Source organism: Streptacidiphilus sp. P02-A3a (assembly GCF_014084105.1).
GTDB lineage: Bacteria > Actinomycetota > Actinomycetes > Streptomycetales > Streptomycetaceae > Streptacidiphilus.
Genome location: NZ_CP048289.1, coordinates 3,243,272 through 3,265,355, shown reverse-complemented (window position 1 = coordinate 3,265,355; position 22,084 = coordinate 3,243,272). Strand labels below are relative to the sequence as shown.

Sequence of the window (22,084 nt, the reverse complement as noted above, 5' to 3'; positions counted from 1 at the left end):
CCGGGATCTCCGCACACACCGGTGGCGTGAGCGGGCAGCGGGCAGGTCTTCGGACTCGTGGGCGCGCCTGCCGAGGCAGACACCTACTGGCCGTCGCTTCCCAGGCCCGTTCCGGGCCCAGTGCTTGATGACGGCGGTCGTTCCCACTCACCGCTGCGGGGCAGTCCCGGATTCCCACCGGGTTCCCTCTTACGACGCGTCTGCCCGGCGGGCAGGGCGAACCAACTGCGATTCCCAGCCTAGACGCCGCGTCGACCTACGGGTGACCGCATTGTTGCGTACCTGGCGCGGGCGGCTACCGCAGCGCGGTCATCCCCAGGGCGAGGATCGCGACGAGCAGGCTCAGCGTGCCCCCGAAGGCCACCCCCGCACGCAGCAGCGCGGCAGGGCGGGTGGCACCGTCCATGCGGGCGAGGACAGCGGTGGCGACAGCGGCCAGGAGGGCCACCAGGCAGGCCGCGAGAACCGTCACGGCGAACATGCTCAGGTACATCACTGGAGGGTGCACGGCTGCTCTTCCGTTCTGTCAGACTGCTGGGTCGGAACGAAACGGTGGCCTGGTTCGGGTGCGGCCGCGTTCACCCGGACGGGGTTGAACGCATCGGTACGGGTGCGGGCCGCGGGCCGGGAGGATGCCGGGTGGAACCGATCGGGGCGGGGCAGCCCGCGCTCGTCGCGCTCAAGGCGCGGCTGCGGCGCCTGCGTGTCGAACGGCGCCTGACCATGGCGGGGTTGGAGCAGCGGGCAGGGATCGGGCACACCACTGCCAGCCGGGCACTGAACGGGCCGACGCTGCCCAGTGAGGCCACCCTGGTCGCGCTGGGCCGCGCGCTGGGTGCGGATCCGGGCCCGCTGCTGGAGCTGCGCCGTCAGATCCTGCCGCCCGCCCGGGAGTCGAGCGGAGTGCCGGTCCCCGCCCGCGCCGGAACGGGCGCGGACTCCGCCTTCGAGGACCGGTACCGGCGCTACGTCCAGGAGCGGCACGGTCACCTGTCGGTGGTGGGGTTGGACCTGTCCCGGCCCGAGCGGGCGTTCTGGCCGCTGGACGCCGCCTACCTGAGCCTGGAGCTGGCCGGGGAGCCCACCCGGCTCGCGCTCGGTCCGGTCGGCATGTCCGGCCCGGGCCAGCCGGACGTGAGGGTGGAGCGGGCCGAGAAGGCCCTGGCCGGGCTGGACCGCGTGCTGGTGCGGGGCCTGGCCGGCAGCGGCAAGTCGACGCTGCTGCAGTGGCTCGCGGTCTCCGCCGTCGGCCCCGGCCTGCCGCCGGACCTGGACCACCTGAACGACTCGCTGCCCTTCGTGCTGCCGCTACGCACACTGGTCCGCCGCGACCGGCTGCCGTCCCCGCCCGAGTTCCTCGCCTCCGTCGGCTGTCCGCTGGCGGAGGCCCAACCGGTGGGCTGGGCCGACCGGGTGCTGTCCGAGGGGCGGGGGCTGCTGCTGGTCGACGGCCTGGACGAGGTGCCGTCGGCGCAGCGCGGCCACGCGCAGACCTGGCTGCGGGAGTTACTGGCCGCCTATCCGCAGGCGCGGGTGCTGGCCACCACGCGTCCCTCGGCGGTACCCGAGGGATGGCTGGGGAGCACCGGCTTCACCGAGTTGACGGTGCGCCCGATGAGTCCCCGGGACGTGGCCGTCTTCATCACCCGCTGGCACGCCGCCGCTGCCGCCGAATCCGGAACCGCCCAGGAGCGGTCGCACCTGGCCGGGTTGGAGGAGGCGTTGCAGGACACGGTCCGCTCGCAACGGGACCTGGCCCGGTTGACCACCACTCCGCTGCTGTGCGCCCTGGTCTGCGCGCTCCACCGCGACCGTCGCGGACACCTGCCGCAGGGCCGGATGGAGCTCTACGAGGCGGCGCTGTCGATGCTCCTGGTGCGCCGCGACCGGGAACGCGCCATTGACGTCCCCGAGGGCATCGAACTCACCGAGCACCAGAGCATCCAGCTCCTACAGCGACTGGCCTACTGGCTGATCCGCAACGGTCAGGCCGAGATGGACCACGACACGGCCGTCGCGCTGCTGGAGGACGCCCTGCCGGGCATGCCCCACGTCTCCGCCCAGGGCGACGCCCGCGCCGTGCTGACCCATCTCGTCGGGCGCAGCGGCCTGCTGCGCGCTCCGACCACGGAGAGCGTCGACTTCGTCCACCGGACCTTCCAGGACTACCTCGGGGCCAAGGCGGCCGTGGAGGGCCACGATCTGGGGCTGCTGGTGCGGCACGCCCACGACGACCAGTGGGAGGACGTGCTGCGGATGGCCGTGGGCCACGCGCGGCCCGACGAGCGCGCCGTGCTGCTGCGCCGCCTCGTCGCCCGGGGCGACCGCACCGCTCGGCACCGGACACGCCTTCACCTGCTGGCGACCGCGTGTCTGGAGAACGCCACCGAGCTGGATCCCGCCGTGCTCAAGGAGGTCCGGGACCGCACGAGCGCGCTGCTGCCGCCGCGCAGCGACGCGGAGGCCGAGACGCTCGCCGCTGTCGGCCCGGTCATCCTCGACCTCCTGCCGGGACCCGGCGGCCTGGAGGAGGACGAGGCCGCGAGTGTGGTGCACACCGCCGGCCTCATCGGCGGCGACCAGGCCATGGCCACCATGAAGCGGTTCCGCGGCTGCACCCAGTGGGAGGTGAAGTGGGAGCTCCAGCAGGCCTGGCGCCGCTTCGACACGGACGCGTACCTGCGCGAGGTCCTGCAGCACGTACCCGACCTCCATGCGGTGGGCATCCACACGGCGGAGCAACTGGCCGCAGTCGCCCGGCTGGTCACTCCGCCCACGGTCTTCGTCTACGGAGGAGTCCCCGGTCATGCGCTGGCCACCCCACTCGATCCGGAACAGCTCCGTTCGCTGACCTTCTTCGACGACCCCGCCGTTCGGGAGCTGGACTTCGTCCGAGCCTTCCCTTCCCTGGCACACCTCGCGTTCTACGACTGCCCGAACATCGAGGGCCTCGCACCGCTCTCCGGCTCCGCCGTCAGCAGACTCACGCTGTCGGGTTGCAGCCCGACGCTGATCCACGAGTTGGCCGAGCTACGCGGCCTCCGGCAGTTGGTACTGGACATGGAGCTACCCGTCAGCAACCTTGCCGACCTGCCCGTCGACGCCGACCTGGACCGCCTCGATCTCGGACTCAGAGCCTCTGAAGGCATCAGCCTGCGCGGCATCAGCCGCTGGCCGCGTCTGACGTACCTGGGCATCAGTTCCCTGGTCGGCGGTCTGCCGGAGATGGCCGCCCTGGCTGAGCTCAAGGAGCTCTATCTGGGCCGGGCCCACAGGGCCGTCCTCGCGGAGCTGCCTCCGGTGCCGCAGGTCGAACGGCTGCAGCTGGCGTTGCACCCGTCCGAAAGGGACCACGGATTCGCACTCGAACTCGTCGCCTCCAAGCTCCCACGGCTCCGATCGCTCAGCCTCAACTGCTCCGATGTTCACGGCATCGACCTCGCCCCGCTCGGCGGTCTGACCGACCTGGCCGTCCTCGACCTCTACCAGAGCGCGGAACAGCCCAAGGGCGCCGAGTACCTGCCCGAGGTGACCATCAACCGCACCCCACGCCCCCGCTCCTGACCGACCGGGGATCGCCGTCGCCGGATCGGGCCGACGCGGTCGAGCCGTCGCAGGGACCGCCGGACGCGGTCGGCACCTGGCCGCACCAGCCCTGGGTGGCCTGACCCCGGGCCGGGGGCGGACGGACACGCGCTCGCGACAACGCCCGGCCTGCGGCCCTGGTGGTGCCCGTTCGGTTAGCGTCTGTGGGTACGGCAAGCCTCAGGGGTGCCGGGGGTCCGCCCCCACGGCGGGTGCGCTGCTCCAGCGGCACGGGCGACGTTTGTTCCGGGTGCACAGGGCATACGCCCCCCATGGCACCACGGATACCCATCGCCCCGCCCGAGCGGAACGGATCGAGGAGGACGCCGATGCCGAACCCCGGTCTGCGTCTGACTGTTGAACTGACGGCCTGGTGGGGGCTGCTGTTCGTGCTCTACCTGGTCCTGATCAGCACGGTCTCCCCGTTGGAGGTCGCCGTGGGGGCGGGGGCGTCCGCCCTCGCCGCCGTCGGGGCGTGGGCGGTGCACCGGGCGGCTCGTCCCACCCTCGGTCCGGGCGGCCACTGGCGGGCGGCAGTCTGGGCGTGGCCCGGAGCGCTGCTCACCGAGACCGTGCGGACCGCCCGGCTCACGGCCCGGGCGCTGCGCGGCCACCGGACGGCCGGGCGCATGGTCCGGGTGCGGCTGCGACCGGGCGTGGGTGTGGCCTGGTCCACCGCCCTGCTGTCCGGGACGCCCGGCAGTTGCGTGGTGGACGTCCACGATGACGGCCCGGCGCCCGTGCTGACCGTCCATTCGCTGTTTCCCCGGCCCTCCGGGCTGGAGACGGTGCTGACCGAGGTGGAGCGGCCGTGAACGCCTGGTTGCTCGCCTCCGTGATCCTGCTGCCGCTGGGACTCGGACCCTGCCTGTGGGTCGCCTGCCGGGGTCCGGCACCGCAGCGGCTGGCCGGCGCGAACCTGGCAGCCGTGCTCACGGCGGTGCTGTTCATGCTGCTCGCCCAGGGTTTCACGCGCAGCTCCTACCTGGATCTCGCGCTGGTGCTGGCGGTACTGGCCCCCGCCGGGACCCTGGTGTTCACCCGCCTGCTCGTGCCCTCCGCCGAGGAGCCGGGAACCCCGGCCGCCGACCAGGACGGCTGACATGGGCATTCGGCATCTGATCGCGCTGGTACTGCTGGTCACCGGCACCGGTGTGCTGCTGCTGTCGGCCTGTGCGCTGCTGGCGCTTCCGGGGCCCTACGCGCGGCTGCACGCCCTGGCACCGGCGACCTCCCTGGGCGCGCCGCTGATCGCGCTGGCGCTGGCCGTCGACACCGGCCCGGGGCGGGCGGCGGTCAAGCTGCTCTTCGTCGGCGCCCTGCTGGCGCTCGCCGGGCCGATCACCACCATGGCCATCGCCAGGGTCGTCGCGGCGACGGACCCGGAGGCCGCACCGGTCGGCGAGGAGTGCAACTGATGCACGGGAGCGCCACGCTCGTCGACGTACTGATCGGCCTGTGCCTGCTGCTGGTCGCCACCACCGCCACCGCCGCCGTGTTCACCCGTGACCCGGCGCGCCAGGCCGTGGTCCTGGGCATGCTCGGCCTGGGGTTGGCCCTGCTGTTCACCGTGCTTCAGGCGCCCGACGTGGCGCTGTCGCAACTGGGGGTCGGCACGGCGGTCACTCCGCTGCTGATCCTGCTGACGGTCCGTCGGGTGCGGCGCGGCGGCGACCGCGCGACACCCCCCGGGCCGGACGCCGGAACCGACGACGCGGGGGCCCCGCGGTGAGCCGAACGGCCCGGGTCAGGCTGTTCCTGTGCGCGGCCGCCGTCATCGCCGTCGCCTACACGCTCGCCTGCACCGGCCTTCCGCACTTCGGCGCGGCGGTGCACCCCTACGGCGCCCGCGCCGTGGGGGCGACGCTCAAGCAGCGGACGGCCAACACCATCTCGTCCATCAACTTCGACCAGCGGGCCTTCGACACCCTCGGCGAGGAGTCGATCCTGCTCGGCTCGGTACTCGGGGTGAGCGCCCTGCTGCGCCGCACCGGCAGCGAACGGGAGGCGCGGCCCCGGCCGGTCCGGGTGCTGCCGTCCACCAGCCTGTTCGGGGTCCTGCTGCTGCCGGTGGCGCTGCTGACCGGGGTCTACATCGTCGCGCACGGCCAGCTGAGTCCCGGCGGCGGCTTCCAGGGCGGCGTCATCCTGGCCACCGCCCTGCACCTGGCGTACGTCGCGGCCGACTACCGGGTGCTGCGGCGGATCCGGCCGCGCGAACTCCTGGACACCCTGGACGCGGTGGCCGCCGGTGCCTTCACCTGCCTGGGGGTCGCCGGGCTGGTCGCCGGAGCGGCCTACCTGCAGAACGTCCTGCCGCTGGGAACCTTCAACACGCTCTCCTCCGGGGGGCTCGTCCCGGTGATCAACGCTGCCGTCGGCATCGAGGTGGGGTCCGGGGTGATCGTCCTGCTCGCGTACTTCCTCGACCAGACCATAGGCACCGAGAGCGGGGACGGCGGCACGGAGCCGAACCGTCCGACCGACCGAGACGAGGACTCCCCGTGTCCGACCTGATCCACGTACTCCCCTACCTGGTCTCCGGATGGATCCTGCTGGTCGGCATGTACGGGCTGGCGACCAGCCGCAACCTGATCCACGCGGTGGGCTGCCTGGCGGTGGCCCAGTCCTCCACCTACGTCCTGCTGCTGTCCATCGGCTTCCGGCGCGGCGGCACCGCGCCGGTCTTCTCCGACGTCCCGACCGGCTCGGTGGTGGTCGACCCGGTCGTCCAGGCCCTGGCCCTCACCGACGTCGTGGTCGGCGCGACGGTCACCGCCCTGCTCCTGAGCCTGGTGATCCAACTGCACAAACGGCACAGCACGATCGACCCCGACCAGCTCAACGGGCTGCGCGGCTGAGGCGCCGGTGAACGCCTCCGACCTGCTGCCGCTAGCCGTCGCGGTACCGCTGCTGGGCGCGGCCGTGTTCGCCGCTGTCGGCCGCCTGCTGCCACGGCTCGCCAGCGACATCCTGGCCACCGCCTGGGCGCTGGCCGACCTCGTCCTCCTCGCGGTCCTGTGGCACCGGGCGAACGGCAGGACGCTGACGAACTGGGTCGGCGGCTGGCGGCCGCACGACGGCGAGGGCGTGGGCGTCGTCCTGGTGGGCGACCCGATCGGGGTCGGCATGGCCCTGCTGGCCGCGGCGCTGATCCTGGCCGTCACCGTCTACGCGTGGCGCTACTTCGCCGAGCCGCCCAGCGGGCACCCCGGTACCTTCCCGGCCCTGATCCTGCTGTTCGAGGCCGGAATGTGCGGCTTCGCGCTGACCGGCGACCTGTTCAACGCCTTCGTCTTCTTCGAGCTCATGGGCGCGGTCGCCTACGCGCTCACCGGCTACCACGTCGAGGACCCGCGCCCGCTGCAGGGCGCGCTCACCTTCGGCATCGTCAACTCGCTCGCCGCCTACTGCTCGTTGACCGGCATCGGGCTGCTGTACGCGCGCACCGGAGAGCTGGGCATGGCCCAGATCGGCCTCCACCTGGCCGACCACCGCACCGACGCGCTGGTGGTGGCGGCCTTCGTGCTGGTGCTGACCGGGCTGCTGGTCAAGGCGGCGATGGTGCCGTTCCACTTCTGGCTGCCGGACGCGCACGCCGTCGCCCCGACACCGGTGTGCATGCTGCTCTCCGGGGTCATGGTCGAACTCGGCGTCTACGGCGCGGCCCGGGTCTACTGGACCGTGTTCTCCGGGCCGGGCGGCATCCCCGCCGCCGCGGTGCACGAGGTGCTGGTCACCGCCGGGGTGGTCACCGCGCTGCTGGGGGCGGTCATGTGCTGGCAGCAGCGGCACGTCAAGCGGATGCTGGCGTTCTCGACCATCAGCCACATCGGCCTGTTCCTGATCGGCGTGGCCCTGCTCAACGCCCCCGGCGTGGCCGGAACCGCCCTGTACGTCGCCGGTCACGCGGGAGCCAAGGCCGCGCTGTTCGCCCTCACCGGAGTGCTGCTCGACCAGTACGGCTCGGTCGACGAGCACACGCTCTTCGGCAGGGCCGTGCGGTTGCGATGGAGCGTGGGGCTGATGTTCGGCCTCGGCGGCCTGGCCCTGGCCGGGGTCCCGCCCTTCGGTACCGGGCTGGGCAAGGCGCTGACCGAGCGGGCGGCCGGGGCGGATCTGGCCTGGCTGCCCGCCGTCTTCGTGCTCACCTCCGCGCTCACCGCGGGAGCCGTGCTGCGCACCGCGGCCCGGATCTTCACCGGGGCCGGGGCGACGCCGCACGACGGCAGCGACGCGCAGACCCGGGGCGACCACGAGGAACCGGAGGTCCGCGAGCCGGGCCGCCCGGTCCCGCTGCCCATGCTGGTCGTGCCCGGGCTGCTGCTGGCGGCCTGCCTGGCCGTCGGCCTGCTGCCCGGCCTCGGTGCGGAGCTGGCCCGGGCCGGTCGGCTGTTCACCGACCGGGCGGCCTACACGGCGGCGGCCGGACTCCCGGCCCCCGCCGGACCGGCCGTGTCCGCGACGGCCGGGGCAGCCGCGACCGGGACGGGGTGGACCACGGAGGGCGTCCTGCTGGGGGCGCTGTCGGGGGTCCTCGCCGCGGCGTTCGCCGCGACCGCGCTCTGGGGGCCGAACCTCACCGGGACCACCGTCCGGCGGCTGGGCGGCCTGGCCGCCGCGGGCAGCCGACGGCTGGTGCTGCCGCTTCGCCGACTGCACTCCGGCCGCCTGGGCGACAACGTCGCCTGGCTGGCCACCGGGATCGCCGGACTGCTCGCCGCCTTCACCGCGCTGAAATAGCCGAGGGACGCGGCGGCCGACCGGAGGAACCTTCCGCCGACTGATCATTATTCGCATGGGAACGGGCAGAACGTACACATGTGGTTGCTGAGGCCCCCCGGTGTGTACGGCGCGCAAGGGGACACCGCGTTGCTGATCGAAAGCCTGGGGCGGGAGCGGCTGCGCCCCGGGTGCCGGGTGCTGGAGATCGGCTCGGGCAGTGGCGCGGTGGCGGTCGCGGCGGCCCGCTGGGGTGCCGCGGTGACCGCGGTCGACGTGTCGCGCCGGGCGCTCGCCACCACCTGGGTGAACGGGGTGCTCCAGGGGCGGCGGATCTCGGTACGGCGCGGGGACCTGCTGGCGCCGGTGTCCGGCCGCCGTTTCGACGTGGTGGTCTCCAACCCTCCCTATGTCCCGGGCTCCAGCGATCACCTGCCCGGGCACGGCATCACCCGGGCCTGGGACGCCGGGCCGACCGGGCGGGCGCTGCTGGACCGCATCTGCGAGCAGGTCCCGGCGGTGCTCGCCCCCGGCGGCGTGCTGCTGCTGGTCCATTCCTCGCTCTGCGACGTGGACCGGACGTCCGCCGCGCTGTCCGCCGCCGGGCTGGGGACCGAGGTCGTGGCCCGGGTCCGGCAGCCGTTCGGCCCGGTGATGCTGGCCCGCGCGGCCTGGTTCGAGGAGTGCGGAATCATCGCACCGGGACAGCGCGAGGAGGAGTTGGTGGTGGTTCGCGGTGTCCGGTCGCGGTGACGGTCCCAGGCGCGTGGTGATGCCCGCCGACAGCGGGCCGATCCTGGTGGAGGGCCCGGTCGAGGTCCAGCTGCCCGACGGCACTGTCCGGGTGAGCGAACGCCCGACGGTGGCCCTGTGCGCCTGTCGGCGCAGCCGTCACTACCCGTTCTGCGACACCAGCCACCGGCGGCGGTCGCTGCCGCCCTCCCCCGGTGCCGACGGCTCATCCTCCTCGGCCGACGAGGGCGGGGGCGTCGGCGAGCGGGACGCGTAGCGAACTGCTCCCGCTGTGCCAGGAGTCCAGCAGGTGCCGGGCGAGCCGGTCGTCGACCAGTGCGCCGGCAGCGAGACCGAAGGCGATGTCCGCCTCAAGGTCGGGTTCGTCCCGTACCGCCGCCTCGATGACGCCGTGCCGCACCAGCTGTTCGTGGACGGCGTCGGCCTCGACGTGCTCCTGGTAGAAGCGGACGCCCGCGGGCCCCGCGCCGAGCCGTTCCAGCGCCGCCGCCAGGCGTTCCGAGCCGGGTGACGAGGTGATCTCCACGGCGGCGAACTGCCCGATCAGCGCCCCGCGGTGGGCGCGGTGCAGGCCGAACAGCGACATCAGGTTCACCACCGCCAGGGCCGGCGCGGCGGCCGCGTCGAGGTAGTGGCCGTAGCCGGGGTCCAGCCCGACGTCGGCCATCATCTCGGCGAAGAGCCGGGAGTGGGCGCGTTCCGGACGGCCGCCGCCGTACTCGTCGTACTCGATGGCGACCAGGGCGGCCTGGGCGGCTCCGTGCAGCCGGGGAATGGCCCAGGCCTGCGGGTCCGCCTCCTTGAGGTGGTAGAGGGAGCGTTGCACGAGGTACTCGCGGGCCTGCCAGAGCTCGCCCTCGTGGAGCAGGTGGTGGGAGGGGCCGGTGCCGGTGAGCGGCTCCACCAGCAGCGCCTCCAGCTGGACGGCGAGGTCCTCGACCGGTCCCAGCAGGCCCCGGACGGCGTCCAGGAAGTCGTCCTCCAGTCGGCGGCGGACCGCGAGCAGCCGCGGTTCCCACTCCCACCGGGGGTCCACCCGGGCGAAGCCGCGGTAGTGCAGTTCGTAGCAGAGGTACAGGGCGAGCTGGTGGTCGTCGCCCCACGGGTCGCCGTCCGGGCGCGGTGGCACTGCCAGCAGCCGCCCGGCGGGCCGGTCCCGGAGGGACGCGGTCAGCGCCTCGGTCAGGGGACCGCGTGGGCTGGGCAGAGTGGGAAGCGACCGGGCGGTGATACCCATGAGTGCGTTCCTCCGATCAGCCGAGCGCGCCGCCGGGCGGGCGGCCGTCGGCAGTCCGATGATGTGCCCGCGCGCCCGTCGGGACGCCGTGTCCGCGTCCGGCGGCGACGGGCGCGGCTGCGGCGGCGGCAGCGGCGCGCAGTTCCAGGATGCAGCACTTCGGCCCGCCCCCGCCCTTGAGGAGCTCACTCAGGTCGACGCCGATCGGCTGGTAGCCGCGCGCGGCGAGCCGGTCGGCCAGCGCGGTGGCGGCGGCCGGAAGGACGACATGGCGCCCGTCGCTCACCGCGTTCAGGCCGAGCGCCACCGCGTCGCGCTCCTCGGCCTCGATCGCGTCGGGGAACAGCGCACGGAGCTGTTCGCGGCTCCGCTGGGAGAACGCCGGGGGGTAGTACATGACCTGCTGGTCGTCCAGTACCGCCAGGGCCGTGTCCAGGTGGTAGAAGCGCGGGTCGACCAGGGTCAGTTCCACCACCGGTCGGCCGAAGTAGCGCGCGGTCTCGTCGTGGGACGCCCGCGAGGTCCGGAAGCCGTTGGCGGCAAGGATCCGGCCGCCCGCCAGCAGATGGTCGCCCTCGCCCTCGTTCACCGCGCGGGCCGTACTCACCTCCCGGTAGCCGTGGGCCCGGAACCAGGCGCCGAAGGCAGCGGCCTCCGGGGCCCGCTCCGGGTGGCGGAAGGCGGCGACCAGGACCCGGCCGTCGATCACGGTCGCCGCGTTGGCCGCGAACACCATGTCCGGCAGGCCGGGGACCGCCTCGACCCGGTCCACGCGGTGCCCCAGGCCGGTCAGCAGCCCGCACAGCCGCTCCCACTGGCGCGCCGCCAATCGGGAGTCCGTCGGCAGCCGGGGATCCATCCACGGGTTGATCGCGTACTCCACCGCGAAGTGGGTGGGACGGCACATCAGGTAGTGCCGGGGTCGTGCCGTGCGTGCGGACGGAGCAGCAGGCGGCATGATCGGCTCCTGTCGGTCGGTGCGGCCGGGGAACGCGGCCCCGAGCGGGTACCCGCCACGCGGCGGGCCACACGCGACGGCCCGCACTCCATACGTACCACCGGACCGGCCCCGTCGCCTTTCGCGGCGGATCCCCGGGCGGGCCGGTCCGGGCACTACGGCGCCACCGGCGCCGGGCGGCGGCCGAGCGCCGCCCCGGCGGCGGCGAAGGCCAGCGCGGCCCCGGCCTGGGCCAGCGCCGGGTGGCGGTACCGGTGCGCGCGGGCGGCCACGGTGAGCATGCTGGCCGCGTGCAGCAGGTCCACGCCGACTCCGACGCCCCGCACGGCGGGAGTCGGGACGGCCGCGCACACGGCGGCCTGGGCCAGGTTCCTGGCCCCGAGCAGCAGCCGCAACGGGCGGCCGAAGCCCGGGTGCCCCCGCGGCGGATCCACCAGCAGGGCCAGCCCGTAGCCGGTACGGGTCAGTTGCAGCAACCGGTCCGGGCGCGTCACCGGCGGTTCCGGCCCCGGACGGCCGCCAGCACCAGGGCGCCGGTCGCCGCGGCCCCGGCCAGGGCGAGCGCGCCGTGGTGCTGGGAGCACCAGAGCTGGGCGGAGCGGTGGGTGCTGCGGCTGTCGAAGCTGCCGTGCGCGCCGTAGTCGTGGCCCTCCTTGCCGTCGGCCGGGCTCCACAGGTTGGCCGGTCGGTCCGCCTCCTGCGGGCGGTCGTCCTGCTGCGAGGCGAAGCCGGTGCGGGCCAGGTAGCGGTCGAGGAGTCCGGGCGCGACCGCGTTGGCGATCAGGGTGCCCATCGTGCTGCCGCCGACCCAGTACTCGCGTCGGCCGGGGTGGTCGGCGGCGTACAGCACGGCTCGGGCGGCGACCTCGGGCTGGTAGATCGGCGGGACCGGCTGCGCCGCCTCCGGCAGCCGGGAGAGCACCCAGTCGAACTGCGGGGTGTTCACCGCCGGCATCTGCACCATGGTGGTACGCACCTTGCTCCGGTGGTGCAGCAGCTCGCAGCGCAGCGCCTCGTGGAAGCCCTGGACGGCGTGCTTGGCGCCGCAGTACGCGGTCTGCAGCGGGATGCCCCGGTAGGCCAGGGCGGAGCCGACCTGCACGATCGTTCCCGCGTCGCGGGCCCGCATCCGCGTCAACGCGGCCATGGTGCCGTAGACGTAGCCCAGGTAGTCGACCTCGGTGACCCGTTTGTACTCGGCCGGGCTGATGTCGGAGAACTCCGCGAAGACGGAGGTGAAGGCGACGTTGACCCAGACGTCGATCGGTCCGAGGACAGCCTCGGTGTGGGCGGCGGCGGCCTCGACCTGGTCGGGGTCGGCCATGTCGGTGGGGACGGGCAGGGCCTGGCCGCCGAGCCGCTCGACGTCGGCGGCGGCCCCGGCCAGCCCCTCGTCGCCGCGGGCCAGCAGGGCGACCCTCGCTCCGCGGGCGGCGAAGGCCCGGGCGGTGGCCCGGCCTATCCCGCCGCTGGCCCCGGTGACCACGACGACCTGTCCGGTTCGGGCTTCACTCACGTCATTCTCCAATATCGGCTCTGGAAGATCGGCTCTGGAAAGGGGTCAGGGTCGGGGGCCGGGCCACGGGCCGGTGAGCCGCTGGGCGGTCTCCAGCAGCAGGGCGTGCACGAACGCCTGGGGCAGGTTGCCGCGCAGCTGGCGCTGGGCGACGTCGTACTCCTCGGCGAACAGCCCCGGGGAGCCGCAGGCGGCCCGATTGCGTTCGAACCAGCGGTTGGCCTCGGTCTCCCGGCCCTGCTGGTGCAGCGCCAGCGCGGTGGTGAAACCGCAGAGCAGGAACGCGCCCTCGGCCTCCTGCAACGGGCCGCCGTCCTGGCGGAACCGGTAGACGTAGCCGTCCTGGCCGAGTTCGTCCAGGACGGCGTCCAGGGTGGCCCGGGTGCGCGGGTCGTCCGCCGGGACCGCGCCGCGGATCGCCGGGATCAGCAGGGCCGCGTCCACGCGTTCGTCGCCGGGGGCGCGCTGCCAACGTCCGCTGGGGTGGAGGCAGTCGGTGGCGGCGTCGGCCAGCACCCGGTCCGCCAACCGGGTCCAGCGGGAGCCCTGGGCGGCCGGGGCGTGGCCGGCGATCGCCCGCAGTCCGGCGACACAGGTGAGCCGGGAGTGCGTCCAGCGCTGGTTGTCCAGCTCCCAGATCCCGGCATCGGGCTGCTGACCGCGTTCGGTGATCGCGGCGACCGCCGTCTCCACCGCGCGCCAGTGGTCGGTGTCCAGCAGGTCGTGCCGTGCGGCGGCCGCGAACAGGTTCAGCGACTCGCCGAGGGAGTCGAGTTGGAACTGCTTGTTGACCCAGTTGCCGACCTTGTCCACGCCGCCCGGATAGCCCGCGAGATCCAGCGTGCGTTCGTCCGGGACCGGGCCGCCGTCCACGGTGTAGGCCGGTTTCAGGGTCGGTCCGTCGGCGAGCAGCCGGTCGGTGACGAAGCTCAGCGCGTCGTCCAGCAGCGGGTGCGGGCCGACGGCGGCCACCGCCTGGCCCGCGTAGCACTGGTCGCGGATCCACGCGTAGCGGTAGTCGTAGTTGCGTCCGGCCTCGGCGCGCTCGGGCAGGCTCATGGTCGCCCCGGCGACCATGCCGCCGCCCGCGCTGGTGAGCCCGCGCAGCACGGTGTAGGCGTGCCGCGCGTCGCGGTCGGCGATGGTGCCGCTGATCACCGGCACCGCCCGGCGCCAGGCCTCCTCGGTGGCCGACCACACCTGCCCCGGCTCCGGGGCGGGTCCGCGCAGCGGCCGGTCGGAGATCTCCAGCAGCAGGTCCCGGTGCCCGCCGCCGGGGACGGCGACGACCGCGTGCAGGCCGCCGTCGGCCCCCCGGGCGGCCTCGGGCGCCCCGGTCCAGCGCAGGTACAGCGGGCCGCAGCGGCCGGTCCAGCTGCCGTCGTCGTGCCGCCGCGGGCGGCTCAGCCGGTACCGGCCGAAGCCCGCGCGCAGGTCGAGGCTGACCCGGACCGCGGTGTCGCCGTCGACCGCGAGGACCCGGCGCAGCACCACGGCGGTCCCCGCCTCGCCCGGGAACGCGAGGGCGTCGCGGCACTCCACCACCTGCGAGGTGGTGACCCAGCGGCTGCGCCAGACCAGGCTGCCCTCCTCGTAGCCGCCGCCCCACACGAACGGCTCCTGGGCCGGGGTGACCGCGTACCGCCCGCCTCCGCCGATCAGCGTGGAGAACACCGCGTCCGAGTGCCAACTGGGCGCGCACAGCCAGGCGATGTCGCCGCGCGGGCCGACCAGCGCGCCGCGCTCGCCATCCGCGATCAGCGCGTACTCGCGCAGTACGTGCAGCGGGAAGTCCATCGGCTCCCCGGGGACGCCGCGGGTCATGGTGCCTCTCATCCGGTTCGGTAGGGTTCGGCCTGCTTCTCGATCAGGGTCAGCCCGTGCCCCGGCGCGCCGTCCGCGCCGGGCTTCACCGAGCCGCCCTCGGGATCCAGCGCGCCGTCGAAGAACAGTCCCTCGATCCGGACGTGGTCGTGGAACCACTCCAGGTGGCGGAGGTTGGGGACGGCGGCGGCCACGTGGGCGTGGGCGTGCGGGGCGCAGTGGCCGGACAGTTGCAGGCCCAGGCCCTCGGCGACGGCGGCGGCCCGCAGCCAGACGGTGATGCCGCCGCAGCGGGTGGCGTCGGCCTGGAGGCAGTCGACCGCGCCGGAGGCGGCCATCCGGGTGAGGTAGGGCAGGTCGTAGCCGTACTCCCCCGCCGTGACGTCCGGCAGCACGGCGTCGCGGACCTGGCGCAGACCGGGCAGGTCGTCGGAGGAGACCGGTTCCTCGAACCAGCGGACGTCCAGTTCGGCGAACCGGGCGGCGACCCGCACCGCCTGTTTGCGGGTGTAGCCGCCGTTGGCGTCGACGTAGAGTTCGCAGCTGTCGCCGACCGCCTCCCGGGCCCGGCGGATCCGGGCCAGGTCGCGCCGCTCCCGCTCGCCGCGGGACTCGCCGATCTTGATCTTCACCCGCGGGATCCCCTGGTACTGGACCCAGCCGGCCAGTTGCCGGTCCAGCGTGACGTCGGAGTACGTGGTGAAGCCGCCGCTGCCGTACACCGGGACCTCCGACCGGGCGGCCCCCAGCAGGGTGACCAGGGGCAGCCCCAGCAGCCGTGCCTTGAGGTCCCACAGGGCGATGTCCACCGCCGACAGCGCCCCGGCCACCAGCCCCGGGGCGCCCGCGTTGCGGACGGCGCGGCGCATCGACTCGTTGCGGGCCGGGACGTCCAGCGCACCGGCGCCGAGGACGACCGGCGCGAGCAGCTCGCGGACCGCTCCGGCGGTGGCGGCGGCCCCGTAGGTCCAGCCGAGGCCGGTGGTGTCGCCGCTGGTGGCCTCGACCAGGACGAGGGTGCTGGAGTCCCAGGCGAGGGTTCCGTCGGCCTCGGGCGCTTCGGTGGGGACGGTGTAGAAGCGCACGTCGAGCCGGTCGATCACCGGTTGGGTACTGGGCGTCACGCCGTCGCCTCCTGGGCCTCGGGGGCCCGCAGCCCGGCGCGCGCGCCTTCGGCGAGCAGTGCGGCGGCCCGGTCGACCAGCGCCATGATGGTGAGCGCGGGGTTGGCCGCGCCCTGGGTCGGCAGCACGCTGCCGTCGGTGATCAGCAGGTTGCGCACCGCGAAGCTGCGCAGCTGGCGGTCGACCACGCCCTCGGCCGCGTTCGCGCCCATCCGGCAGCCGCCGACCAGGTGCGCGTAGCGGTCGATGGTCATCACCTCGCTCGCCCCGGCGGCGCCCAGGATCTCCTCCATGACGGCGGTGGCGCTCTTGATCAGCTGCCGGTCGTTGTCGCACTGGGTGTAGCTGAAGTCGGCGACCGGCAGGCCGTGCCGGTCCTTCTCCGCGGCCAGGGTGACCCGGTTGCCGGGCTGCGGCAGCAGCTCGCACAGGGCGCCGAGGGTGGCCCAGTGCACGTAGTCGTCCAGGTAGCGGCGCAGGTCGCGGCCCCAGTGGCCCTGGGCGGCGACGTGCTCGGCCCAGGTGATCGGCAGCGGCGAGACGGTCTGGATGGAGAAGCCGCGCCGGTACGGCTTGGCCGGGTCGGTCTCGTAGAACTGCTCGCTGGAGACCTCGGGCGGCGGCGCCTTGTAGGCGCGGATCTCCTCGGTGAAGCGTCCGGCGGTCTGCGGCGCGCCCTGCACCATCAGGTACCGGCCGACCAGGTCGTGGTCGTTGCACAGGCCGTCCGGGAAGCGGGAGTTGGCCGAGTTCAGCAGCAGCCTCGGGGTCTCGATGGAGTAGCCCGCCACGGCCACGTTGCGCGCCCGCTGGACGAACTCCCGGCCGCCGCGCACGTAGCGGACGCCGGTGGCGAGCCGCCCCTGCTGGTCGGTCTCGACCCGGGTGGCCATGGCGTCCGCGCGGATCTCGACGCCGTGCGCGAGCGCGTCCGGAACGTGGGTGACCAGCGGCGACGCCTTGGCGTTGACCTTGCAGCCCTGGAGGCAGAACCCCCGGTAGACGCAGTGCGGCCGGTTGCCGAACCGGCCGTTGGCGATGGCGACCGGGCCCACCCGGGCCTCGACGCCGAGGGCGGCGGCCCCGCGCAGGAAGATCTCCCCGTTGCCGCCCACCGGGTGCGGCGCGTACGGGTAGGCGTGCGGGTCGCCCCAGGGCCAGTACTGTCCGGCCACCGGCAGCTCCTGTTCCAGCCGCTCGTAGCTGGGCCGCAGGTCCCGGTAGTCGATCGGCCAGTCGGCGCCCACCCCGTCCTCGGTACGGGTGCGGAAGTCGGAGGGGTGGAAGCGGGGGGTGTACCCGGCGTAGTGGACCATGGAACCGCCGACGCCGCGCCCGGAGTTGTTGGAACCCATCGGGACCGGGTCCGCGCCGGAGATCACCCGGGGCTCGGTCCAGTACAGCTGGTGCGACCCGGCCTCGTCGCTGACCCAGTCGGTGTCGGGGTTCCAGAACGGCCCGGCCTCCAGCACCACGACCGTCCAGCCGTGCCGGGCCATCCGCTGCGCCAGCACGCTGCCGCCCGCGCCGCAGCCGACGACGACCAGGTCGACCTCGTCGGACTCCTGGTAGCGGCGCATGTCCTGGATCAGCCGTTGGTCGAACCGCGTCCCGTCGTTGGGCAGCAGCCAGGCGGACTCGTTGCGCGCCCGCACCTCGCGTTGGGAGGCCGCGTTGAGCCGCAGGGTGTCCCTGGCGGCGCGGAGCGCCGAGTGGCGTTGCGGCGGGGTCACTGGCCCTCCTTGGGCGGTACCGGGTCCTGGTCGGGGTCCTGGTCGGCGACCTCCCAGGGCTCGCGGGCGTCCACCCCGATCCGCAGGTAGCCGCGCGGGTAGGCGGGGCCGCCGAAGCCGATCTCGCTCCAGGCCTGCGGGTGGGAGTAGTAGGCGGTGCAGGCGTAGCGGGTCCACAGGCTCCACACGTGCGCGGCCGGGAGGCCGTACCAGCGCCGCGGGCCCAGGTCCTGCACCGCCTGGATCCGCTCGGCCTGCCGCTCGCGCGGCAGCGCGGCGAAGCCGCCCTCGGTGCCGCGGCTGCGGGCGTCGAGGTCCAGACCGGCCAGGGAGCGCTGCCAGGCCTGGTCGTCGGGCGGCATGTCCTGGTAGCGCCAGCCGTCGGTCCGCAGCTCGGCCAGCCGGGCGTCCACCATCGCCAGCACCGGGACCGCGGGGTCGTCGGCGGCCAGGTCGAGCAGGTGGTCGAACAGGGCCGCGGCGACGGCCTGCTCGGCGGGGGTGAAGAAGCGCAGCGCGGGCTGCGGGCCGAGCCGGCCCAGGACCACGCCCTGGGTGACCCGGTCCCACGTGTGCGACTGGTCGAGGACGTCGTACCCGGGGAAGCGGGTCACCGGCTTCCCTCCCGGCGCAGCAGCGCGGCCACCAGGCCCATGCCGCCGACCATGCTCATCAGCGCGGGCGCGAACATCGGCGGCCCCATCTCGACGTTGTAGCGGGCCATCCGCCAGCCGCCCGGCTTCTGTCCGATCCCGCGCAGGTGCAGGTAGGTGCCCTGGACGCCGTTGGCGGTGATCGCGGCCGAGGCGACCGGCAGCAGCGTGCGGGCCAGCCGCTCGTCGCAGACCCCGGCCACCCCGGCCACCGCGCCGATCGGGCCCAGCACGACCGGCCACCACATCATCCGGTTGCCGAAGCCGGCCCGGTCGTGTTCGAGGTAGATCTCCCCGGCGGTGACCACCGCCCCCACCGCGGTGGCCAGCGCCAGGGTCCGCTGGAACCGCCCGGTCCTGACGTTGTCCAGGCCCCGGGCCAACGCGCCACCGGTCCTGCTCACTGCTGCTCCTCCTTGGGGCCGCCCGGCAGGAACTCCTGGAGCTTGGCCTTGAAGCCCTGGCGGACCATGCCGGTCCGGTCGCTGTCACCGTGCAGCACGGCCGAGGCGGTGGCCTTCACCTGGGCCCAGTCGGCGTGCGGCGGGATCGGCGGCACGGCCGGGTCGGTACGGAAGTCGATCACGCAGGGGCGGTCGGCCGCCAGCGCCCGCTGCCAGGCGGCCTCCACCCGGTCGGGCCGGTCCACGCTGATCCCCAGCAGCCCGAAGTTCTCGGCGACCCGGGCGTAGGGGACGTCCGGGAGCTGCTGCGAGGGCAGGAACTGCGGCGCCCCCTCCATCGCCCGCATCTCCCAGGAGACCTGGTTGAGGTCGCGGTTGTTCAGCACCGCGACGATCAGCCTGGGGTCGGACCACTCGTGGTAGTACTTGGCGACGGTGATCAGCTCGGCCAGGCCGTTCATCTGCATCGCACCGTCCCCGACGATCGCGATCGCCGGACGGTCCGGGTGGGCGAACTTCGCGCCGACGGCGTACGGCACCCCGGGCCCCATGGTGGCCAGGTTCCCGGACAGCGAGCCGCGCATGTCGCCGCGCATCCGCAGGTGCCGGGCGTACCAGTTGGCCGAGGAGCCCGAGTCGGCGCTCAGCATCACGTCGTCGGGCAGCAACGCGTCCAGGGCGTGCACCACGTGCTCCGGGTTGACCGGGTCGGCCTCGACCGCGGCGCGCCGCTCCATCACCTCCCACCAGCGCGCGGCGTTGCCGGTCACGGTCTCCTGCCAGCCGCGGTCGGTCTTGCGGTGCAGCAGCGGCAGCAGCGCGTCCAGGGTCGCGGCCGCGTCGCCGAGCAGGTTGACCTCGAAGGGGTAGCGCAGACCGATCATGAACGGGTCGATGTCGATCTGCACCGCCCGCGCCTGGTCGAACTCGGGCAGGAACTGGGTGTACGGGAAGCTGGAGCCGATGGTCAGCAGCGTGTCGCAGTCCCGCATCAGCTCGTACGAGGGCCTGGTGCCGAGGAGCCCGATCGAACCGGTGACGTACGGCAGGGTGTCCGGCAGCACGTCCTTGCCCAGCAGCGCCTTGGCCACCCCCGCGCCCAGCACCTCGACCAGCCGCTCCACCTGCGGCCGGGCCGCCCTGGCGCCCTGCCCGAGCAGCACCGCGACCTTCTCACCGGCGTTCAGCACGGCGGCGGCACGGCGGAGTTCGTCCTCCGCCGGGACCGGCGCCGACCGCGGCAGGCCCAGGCTCGACGGCACCATCTTGAAGGCGTGGCTCGGCGCCTCGTACTCCAACTCCTGCACGTCGGCCGGGATGATCACGGCGGTGACGGTGCGTCGGGCGTACGCGGTGCGCATCGCCCGGTCCAGCACGTTCGGCAGTTGCTCGGGCACGGTCACCATCTGGCAGTACTCCGAGGCGACGTCCTTGAACAGGCTGAGCAGGTCCACCTCCTGCTGGTAGGAGCCGCCCATGGCACTGCGGTTGGTCTGGCCGACGATGGCGACCACCGGCACGTGGTCCAACTTGGCGTCGTACAGGCCGTTCAGCAGGTGGATCGCGCCGGGCCCGGAGGTCGCCACGCACACACCGACCCGGCCGGAGAACTTGGCATAGCCGACGGCCTCGAACGCCGCCATCTCCTCGTGCCTGGCCTGGACGAAGCGCGGTTTGTCGTCCGACCTGCCCCAGGCGGCCAGGAGGCCGTTGATCCCGTCGCCCGCGTAGCCGAAGACGTGCTCGACACCCCACTCCCGCAACCTGCTCAGGACGTAGTCAGATACCTTCACGGACACAGTGGTCTCCTCTTAGCCGGTAGCGGCCCCTTTCCCTCGGCTAGCCGCAACCGGGGGGATGAAACCCTCGCCGCGCTATCGGCGGGCCGCGCATGGCTCCGTCAGGTGGGGGCAGCCGCCTGCCGAAGGAGGATGATGACAATGGGTGCTCTTCTGGTGGTGCTCCTGCTCGCCCTGATCCTGGGTGGCGCCGGTTTCGCCATTCACATCCTGTGGTGGGTCGCGGTGGTGGTCCTGGTCCTGTGGGTCGTCGGCTTCTTCGCCCGCAGCGCGGGGGGAGGCGGCCGCTGGTACCGCTGGTGACCGGGCCGTGGCCGCGGCATGCCTGTGGGGCGCACCGGTCGGTGCGCCCCACAGGCATGCCGTGGTAGCAAGCACGGGCAACCTGCCCGGACGGCTATTCGGCTATTCGGCGCGGGCCGGGACGGCCGCCAGGGCCTCCGTGCTGCTGGCGTAGAGCGGGCTGGTCAGGCTCACCCCGGTGAGGTCGAGCAGTCGGCGCACGGCCGGACCGGGCGCCGCCAGGGCCAGGCTGCCGCCGTACCTGAGGGTCTCCGCCCGCGCCCGCAGCACGCTGTTGAGACCGGCCGAGTCCATGAACGGGACCAGGGCGAGGTCGAGCACCAGGTGCTTGCGTCCTTGCAGGACCAGGGTCGCCAACTGGTGTTGGAGTACCGCGACCGTGTCCGCGTCGAGCTCTCCGGCCAGCGACACGACGGCACGGTCCGCCTCGTGGACAGTGGTGCTCACGGTCAGGACTTCGGGCTCCGGGGACATCGCCCACCTCCAGGGACATAAGGATGTTGCCCCTCTGCTGCCCCGACATCCGCCATGCATGCCCGGTGACTCAGTGAGCGGTGGATTCGCCGTCGGCCTCGGTTCGGACGGCGAAGACGTCACTGAGGCCGACGGCGTCGAGCACCCGCGCGATGTGGTCCGGGGGCGGCAGCAGTTCGATCGTGGCATCGGCTTCCAACGCCAGGCCGCGGGTCGCGAGCAGCGCGCCCAGACCGCTGGAGTCGAAGAAGGTGACCGCGTCCAGATCCAGGGTCAGCCGCTCACCGGGCCGCAGTACCAGCGTGCGCACCCGGTCACGGAGAACATCGGCGGTCTCGAAGTCGAGATCGCCCTCGACCCGGACCACCGGACCGGCACTGCCGGGACGGGTGCTGACGGTCAGGGCCTGGCAGTCGGACGCGTCGTCGCCACCGCCGCTCTCGGCGGTTCCCATATCCACGGGATTCATTCTGCCATCGCCTCCAGGGACAGGGGCCGCCGCATCGGCAGGGTCGCGGAGACGGTCTTGCCCCGAGGCGGGTCCAGCTGCACCTGGACCCGCAGCGACAGCCGCTCCAGCAGGTGCCAGCCGAAACCGCCGCCGCCCGCTTCGAGATCGGCGGCGCGGGGCCGCGGCGCGCTGGTGTCGGTGTCGGTCACCGCGATGGTCAGCAGGCCCGCGCGTTCGACCAGTTCCAACGTGCTCGGTCCCGGCGCGTGGCGCACCGCGTTCGACACCAACTCGGTCACCACGATCAGGGCGTCCTGCACGACGGTCTGCGGGGTCTCCGGTGCGGCCCGCAGGAAGTCCCGGGTGTACCCGCGGGCGGCGGCGAGCGTGCCCGCCCCGCGGTCGAGTGGCCACCTTTCCTGGCGGTTCAAGGTGTCTGGTTGGGCGTTCATGAACCGATCGCCTCTCGTTCGTCGGTGCTGTGCCGGACTGTTTTCGCGTACCCGATCTCAGTCGGTAAATCGTACGAGACCGTGCCGGACTGACCG

The 22,084-nt window shown here is 73.6% G+C and carries 25 protein-coding genes and 1 riboswitch; of the genes, 11 read left to right on the top strand and 14 right to left on the bottom strand.

What is annotated here, in order from left to right; genetic code table 11:
- Positions 1-22: 22 nt before the first annotated feature.
- A riboswitch (cobalamin riboswitch) is annotated at positions 23-241 on the bottom strand.
- 54 nt (positions 242-295) lie between these two features.
- Positions 296-493, bottom strand: coding sequence for a hypothetical protein (locus tag GXP74_RS14865; RefSeq protein ID WP_182451957.1), 198 nt, complete (start codon positions 491-493; stop codon positions 296-298).
- Positions 494-639: 146 nt separating this feature from the next.
- Here GXP74_RS14865 and GXP74_RS14860 point away from each other — a divergent pair, with 146 nt between their 5' ends.
- The 10 genes from GXP74_RS14860 (at position 640) to GXP74_RS14815 (ending at position 9,316) form a co-directional block, all read left to right on the top strand.
- Complete coding sequence (locus GXP74_RS14860) at positions 640-3,564, top strand: NACHT domain-containing NTPase (RefSeq protein ID WP_225447940.1); 2,925 nt, start codon at positions 640-642, stop codon at positions 3,562-3,564.
- A 350-nt stretch (positions 3,565-3,914) separates the two neighbouring features.
- Entirely contained in the window at positions 3,915-4,400 is a 486-nt protein-coding gene (locus GXP74_RS14855; RefSeq protein WP_182451956.1) for a Na+/H+ antiporter subunit E, read from the top strand.
- The gene (locus GXP74_RS14850) at positions 4,397-4,687 is read left to right on the top strand and encodes a monovalent cation/H+ antiporter complex subunit F (protein WP_182451955.1); all 291 of its coding nucleotides are present in this window, start codon (positions 4,397-4,399) and stop codon (positions 4,685-4,687) included. Before GXP74_RS14855 ends, GXP74_RS14850 begins: the two co-directional genes overlap by 4 nt.
- Before the next feature lies 1 nt (position 4,688).
- Positions 4,689-5,003, top strand: a complete 315-nt coding sequence (locus tag GXP74_RS14845; protein WP_182451954.1) for a monovalent cation/H(+) antiporter subunit G — start codon at positions 4,689-4,691, stop codon at positions 5,001-5,003.
- Positions 5,003-5,317, top strand: a complete 315-nt coding sequence (locus GXP74_RS14840) for a DUF4040 domain-containing protein (protein WP_182451953.1) — start codon at positions 5,003-5,005, stop codon at positions 5,315-5,317. Before GXP74_RS14845 ends, GXP74_RS14840 begins: the two co-directional genes overlap by 1 nt.
- Positions 5,314-6,102, top strand: coding sequence for an MnhB domain-containing protein (locus tag GXP74_RS14835; protein WP_182451952.1), 789 nt, complete (start codon positions 5,314-5,316; stop codon positions 6,100-6,102). Before GXP74_RS14840 ends, GXP74_RS14835 begins: the two co-directional genes overlap by 4 nt.
- Positions 6,102-6,446, top strand: a complete 345-nt coding sequence (locus GXP74_RS14830; protein ID WP_182456446.1) for a sodium:proton antiporter — start codon at positions 6,102-6,104, stop codon at positions 6,444-6,446. Before GXP74_RS14835 ends, GXP74_RS14830 begins: the two co-directional genes overlap by 1 nt.
- Before the next feature lie 7 nt (positions 6,447-6,453).
- A complete protein-coding gene (locus tag GXP74_RS14825) occupies positions 6,454-8,328 on the top strand; it encodes a complex I subunit 5 family protein (RefSeq protein ID WP_182451951.1) in 1,875 nt (624 codons plus the stop codon).
- A gap of 78 nt (positions 8,329-8,406) precedes the next feature.
- Positions 8,407-9,060, top strand: coding sequence for a HemK2/MTQ2 family protein methyltransferase (locus GXP74_RS14820; RefSeq protein WP_182451950.1), 654 nt, complete (start codon positions 8,407-8,409; stop codon positions 9,058-9,060).
- Between the two features lie 19 nt (positions 9,061-9,079).
- Positions 9,080-9,316, top strand: a complete 237-nt coding sequence (locus tag GXP74_RS14815) for a CDGSH iron-sulfur domain-containing protein (protein WP_182451949.1) — start codon at positions 9,080-9,082, stop codon at positions 9,314-9,316.
- Here the strand turns inward: GXP74_RS14815 and GXP74_RS14810 are convergent.
- The 10 genes from GXP74_RS14810 to GXP74_RS14765 all read right to left on the bottom strand — a co-directional run bounded on the left by GXP74_RS14810 (position 9,266) and on the right by GXP74_RS14765 (position 20,308).
- Positions 9,266-10,297 carry an iron-containing redox enzyme family protein gene (locus GXP74_RS14810; RefSeq protein WP_182451948.1) on the bottom strand — a complete coding sequence of 344 codons (1,032 nt, stop codon included), beginning with the start codon at positions 10,295-10,297 and terminating at the stop codon, positions 9,266-9,268. The two genes, GXP74_RS14815 and GXP74_RS14810, sit on opposite strands and share 51 nt — an antisense overlap.
- 16 nt (positions 10,298-10,313) lie before the next feature.
- On the bottom strand, positions 10,314-11,255 hold the full coding sequence (gene ddaH, locus GXP74_RS14805) for a dimethylargininase (protein WP_182451947.1): 942 nt from the start codon (positions 11,253-11,255) through the stop codon (positions 10,314-10,316).
- 155 nt (positions 11,256-11,410) lie between these two features.
- A complete protein-coding gene (locus GXP74_RS14800) occupies positions 11,411-11,749 on the bottom strand; it encodes a hypothetical protein (protein ID WP_182451946.1) in 339 nt (112 codons plus the stop codon).
- Positions 11,746-12,771 (bottom strand): SDR family oxidoreductase, encoded by a 1,026-nt coding sequence (locus GXP74_RS14795; protein ID WP_182451945.1) that lies wholly within the window; start codon positions 12,769-12,771, stop codon positions 11,746-11,748. Before GXP74_RS14795 ends, GXP74_RS14800 begins: the two co-directional genes overlap by 4 nt.
- Positions 12,772-12,816: 45 nt before the next feature.
- Positions 12,817-14,595: a glycoside hydrolase family 15 protein gene (locus tag GXP74_RS14790; protein ID WP_182451944.1), complete on the bottom strand. Its 1,779-nt coding sequence runs from the start codon at positions 14,593-14,595 to the stop codon at positions 12,817-12,819.
- Between the two features lie 8 nt (positions 14,596-14,603).
- Positions 14,604-15,719: an enolase C-terminal domain-like protein gene (locus tag GXP74_RS14785; protein WP_225447939.1), complete on the bottom strand. Its 1,116-nt coding sequence runs from the start codon at positions 15,717-15,719 to the stop codon at positions 14,604-14,606.
- On the bottom strand, positions 15,716-17,452 hold the full coding sequence (locus tag GXP74_RS14780) for a GMC family oxidoreductase (RefSeq protein WP_225447938.1): 1,737 nt from the start codon (positions 17,450-17,452) through the stop codon (positions 15,716-15,718). Before GXP74_RS14780 ends, GXP74_RS14785 begins: the two co-directional genes overlap by 4 nt.
- Positions 17,449-18,066, bottom strand: coding sequence for a gluconate 2-dehydrogenase subunit 3 family protein (locus GXP74_RS14775; protein WP_182451943.1), 618 nt, complete (start codon positions 18,064-18,066; stop codon positions 17,449-17,451). Before GXP74_RS14775 ends, GXP74_RS14780 begins: the two co-directional genes overlap by 4 nt.
- Complete coding sequence (locus GXP74_RS14770) at positions 18,063-18,509, bottom strand: hypothetical protein (RefSeq protein WP_182451942.1); 447 nt, start codon at positions 18,507-18,509, stop codon at positions 18,063-18,065. Before GXP74_RS14770 ends, GXP74_RS14775 begins: the two co-directional genes overlap by 4 nt.
- Positions 18,506-20,308, bottom strand: coding sequence for a thiamine pyrophosphate-requiring protein (locus GXP74_RS14765; protein ID WP_182451941.1), 1,803 nt, complete (start codon positions 20,306-20,308; stop codon positions 18,506-18,508). The genes GXP74_RS14770 and GXP74_RS14765 overlap by 4 nt, the downstream gene beginning before the upstream one ends.
- A gap of 141 nt (positions 20,309-20,449) precedes the next feature.
- On the opposite strand from GXP74_RS14765, the gene GXP74_RS14760 reads away from it, so the two are divergent.
- Positions 20,450-20,611 carry a DUF5670 family protein gene (locus GXP74_RS14760; RefSeq protein ID WP_225447937.1) on the top strand — a complete coding sequence of 54 codons (162 nt, stop codon included), beginning with the start codon at positions 20,450-20,452 and terminating at the stop codon, positions 20,609-20,611.
- Between the two features lie 102 nt (positions 20,612-20,713).
- Here GXP74_RS14760 and GXP74_RS14755 read toward each other — a convergent pair whose 3' ends face one another.
- From GXP74_RS14755 to GXP74_RS14745, 3 genes are all read right to left on the bottom strand, one after another.
- Positions 20,714-21,085 carry an STAS domain-containing protein gene (locus GXP74_RS14755; protein WP_182451939.1) on the bottom strand — a complete coding sequence of 124 codons (372 nt, stop codon included), beginning with the start codon at positions 21,083-21,085 and terminating at the stop codon, positions 20,714-20,716.
- 70 nt (positions 21,086-21,155) lie between these two features.
- Positions 21,156-21,539 carry an STAS domain-containing protein gene (locus tag GXP74_RS14750; protein WP_182456443.1) on the bottom strand — a complete coding sequence of 128 codons (384 nt, stop codon included), beginning with the start codon at positions 21,537-21,539 and terminating at the stop codon, positions 21,156-21,158.
- A gap of 11 nt (positions 21,540-21,550) precedes the next feature.
- The gene (locus GXP74_RS14745; RefSeq protein ID WP_182451938.1) at positions 21,551-21,988 is read right to left on the bottom strand and encodes an ATP-binding protein; all 438 of its coding nucleotides are present in this window, start codon (positions 21,986-21,988) and stop codon (positions 21,551-21,553) included.
- Positions 21,989-22,084 lie beyond the last annotated feature (96 nt).

What these genes read in the sequence shown, in the direction of transcription:
- GXP74_RS14750 (WP_182456443.1), bottom strand. Translation starts at nt 21,539, where the DNA reads ATGGGAACCGCCGAGAGCGGCGGTGGCGACGACGCGTCCGACTGCCAG.
- GXP74_RS14820 (WP_182451950.1), top strand. Translation starts at nt 8,407, where the DNA reads ATGTGGTTGCTGAGGCCCCCCGGTGTGTACGGCGCGCAAGGGGACACC.
- GXP74_RS14845 (WP_182451954.1), top strand. Translation starts at nt 4,689, where the DNA reads ATGGGCATTCGGCATCTGATCGCGCTGGTACTGCTGGTCACCGGCACC.
- GXP74_RS14755 (WP_182451939.1), bottom strand. Translation starts at nt 21,085, where the DNA reads ATGTCCCCGGAGCCCGAAGTCCTGACCGTGAGCACCACTGTCCACGAG.
- GXP74_RS14790 (WP_182451944.1), bottom strand. Translation starts at nt 14,595, where the DNA reads ATGACCCGCGGCGTCCCCGGGGAGCCGATGGACTTCCCGCTGCACGTA.
- GXP74_RS14810 (WP_182451948.1), bottom strand. Translation starts at nt 10,297, where the DNA reads ATGGGTATCACCGCCCGGTCGCTTCCCACTCTGCCCAGCCCACGCGGT.
- GXP74_RS14865 (WP_182451957.1), bottom strand. Translation starts at nt 493, where the DNA reads ATGTACCTGAGCATGTTCGCCGTGACGGTTCTCGCGGCCTGCCTGGTG.
- GXP74_RS14745 (WP_182451938.1), bottom strand. Translation starts at nt 21,988, where the DNA reads ATGAACGCCCAACCAGACACCTTGAACCGCCAGGAAAGGTGGCCACTC.
- GXP74_RS14760 (WP_225447937.1), top strand. Translation starts at nt 20,450, where the DNA reads ATGGGTGCTCTTCTGGTGGTGCTCCTGCTCGCCCTGATCCTGGGTGGC.
- GXP74_RS14840 (WP_182451953.1), top strand. Translation starts at nt 5,003, where the DNA reads ATGCACGGGAGCGCCACGCTCGTCGACGTACTGATCGGCCTGTGCCTG.
- GXP74_RS14815 (WP_182451949.1), top strand. Translation starts at nt 9,080, where the DNA reads ATGCCCGCCGACAGCGGGCCGATCCTGGTGGAGGGCCCGGTCGAGGTC.
- GXP74_RS14855 (WP_182451956.1), top strand. Translation starts at nt 3,915, where the DNA reads ATGCCGAACCCCGGTCTGCGTCTGACTGTTGAACTGACGGCCTGGTGG.
- ddaH (WP_182451947.1), bottom strand. Translation starts at nt 11,255, where the DNA reads ATGCCGCCTGCTGCTCCGTCCGCACGCACGGCACGACCCCGGCACTAC.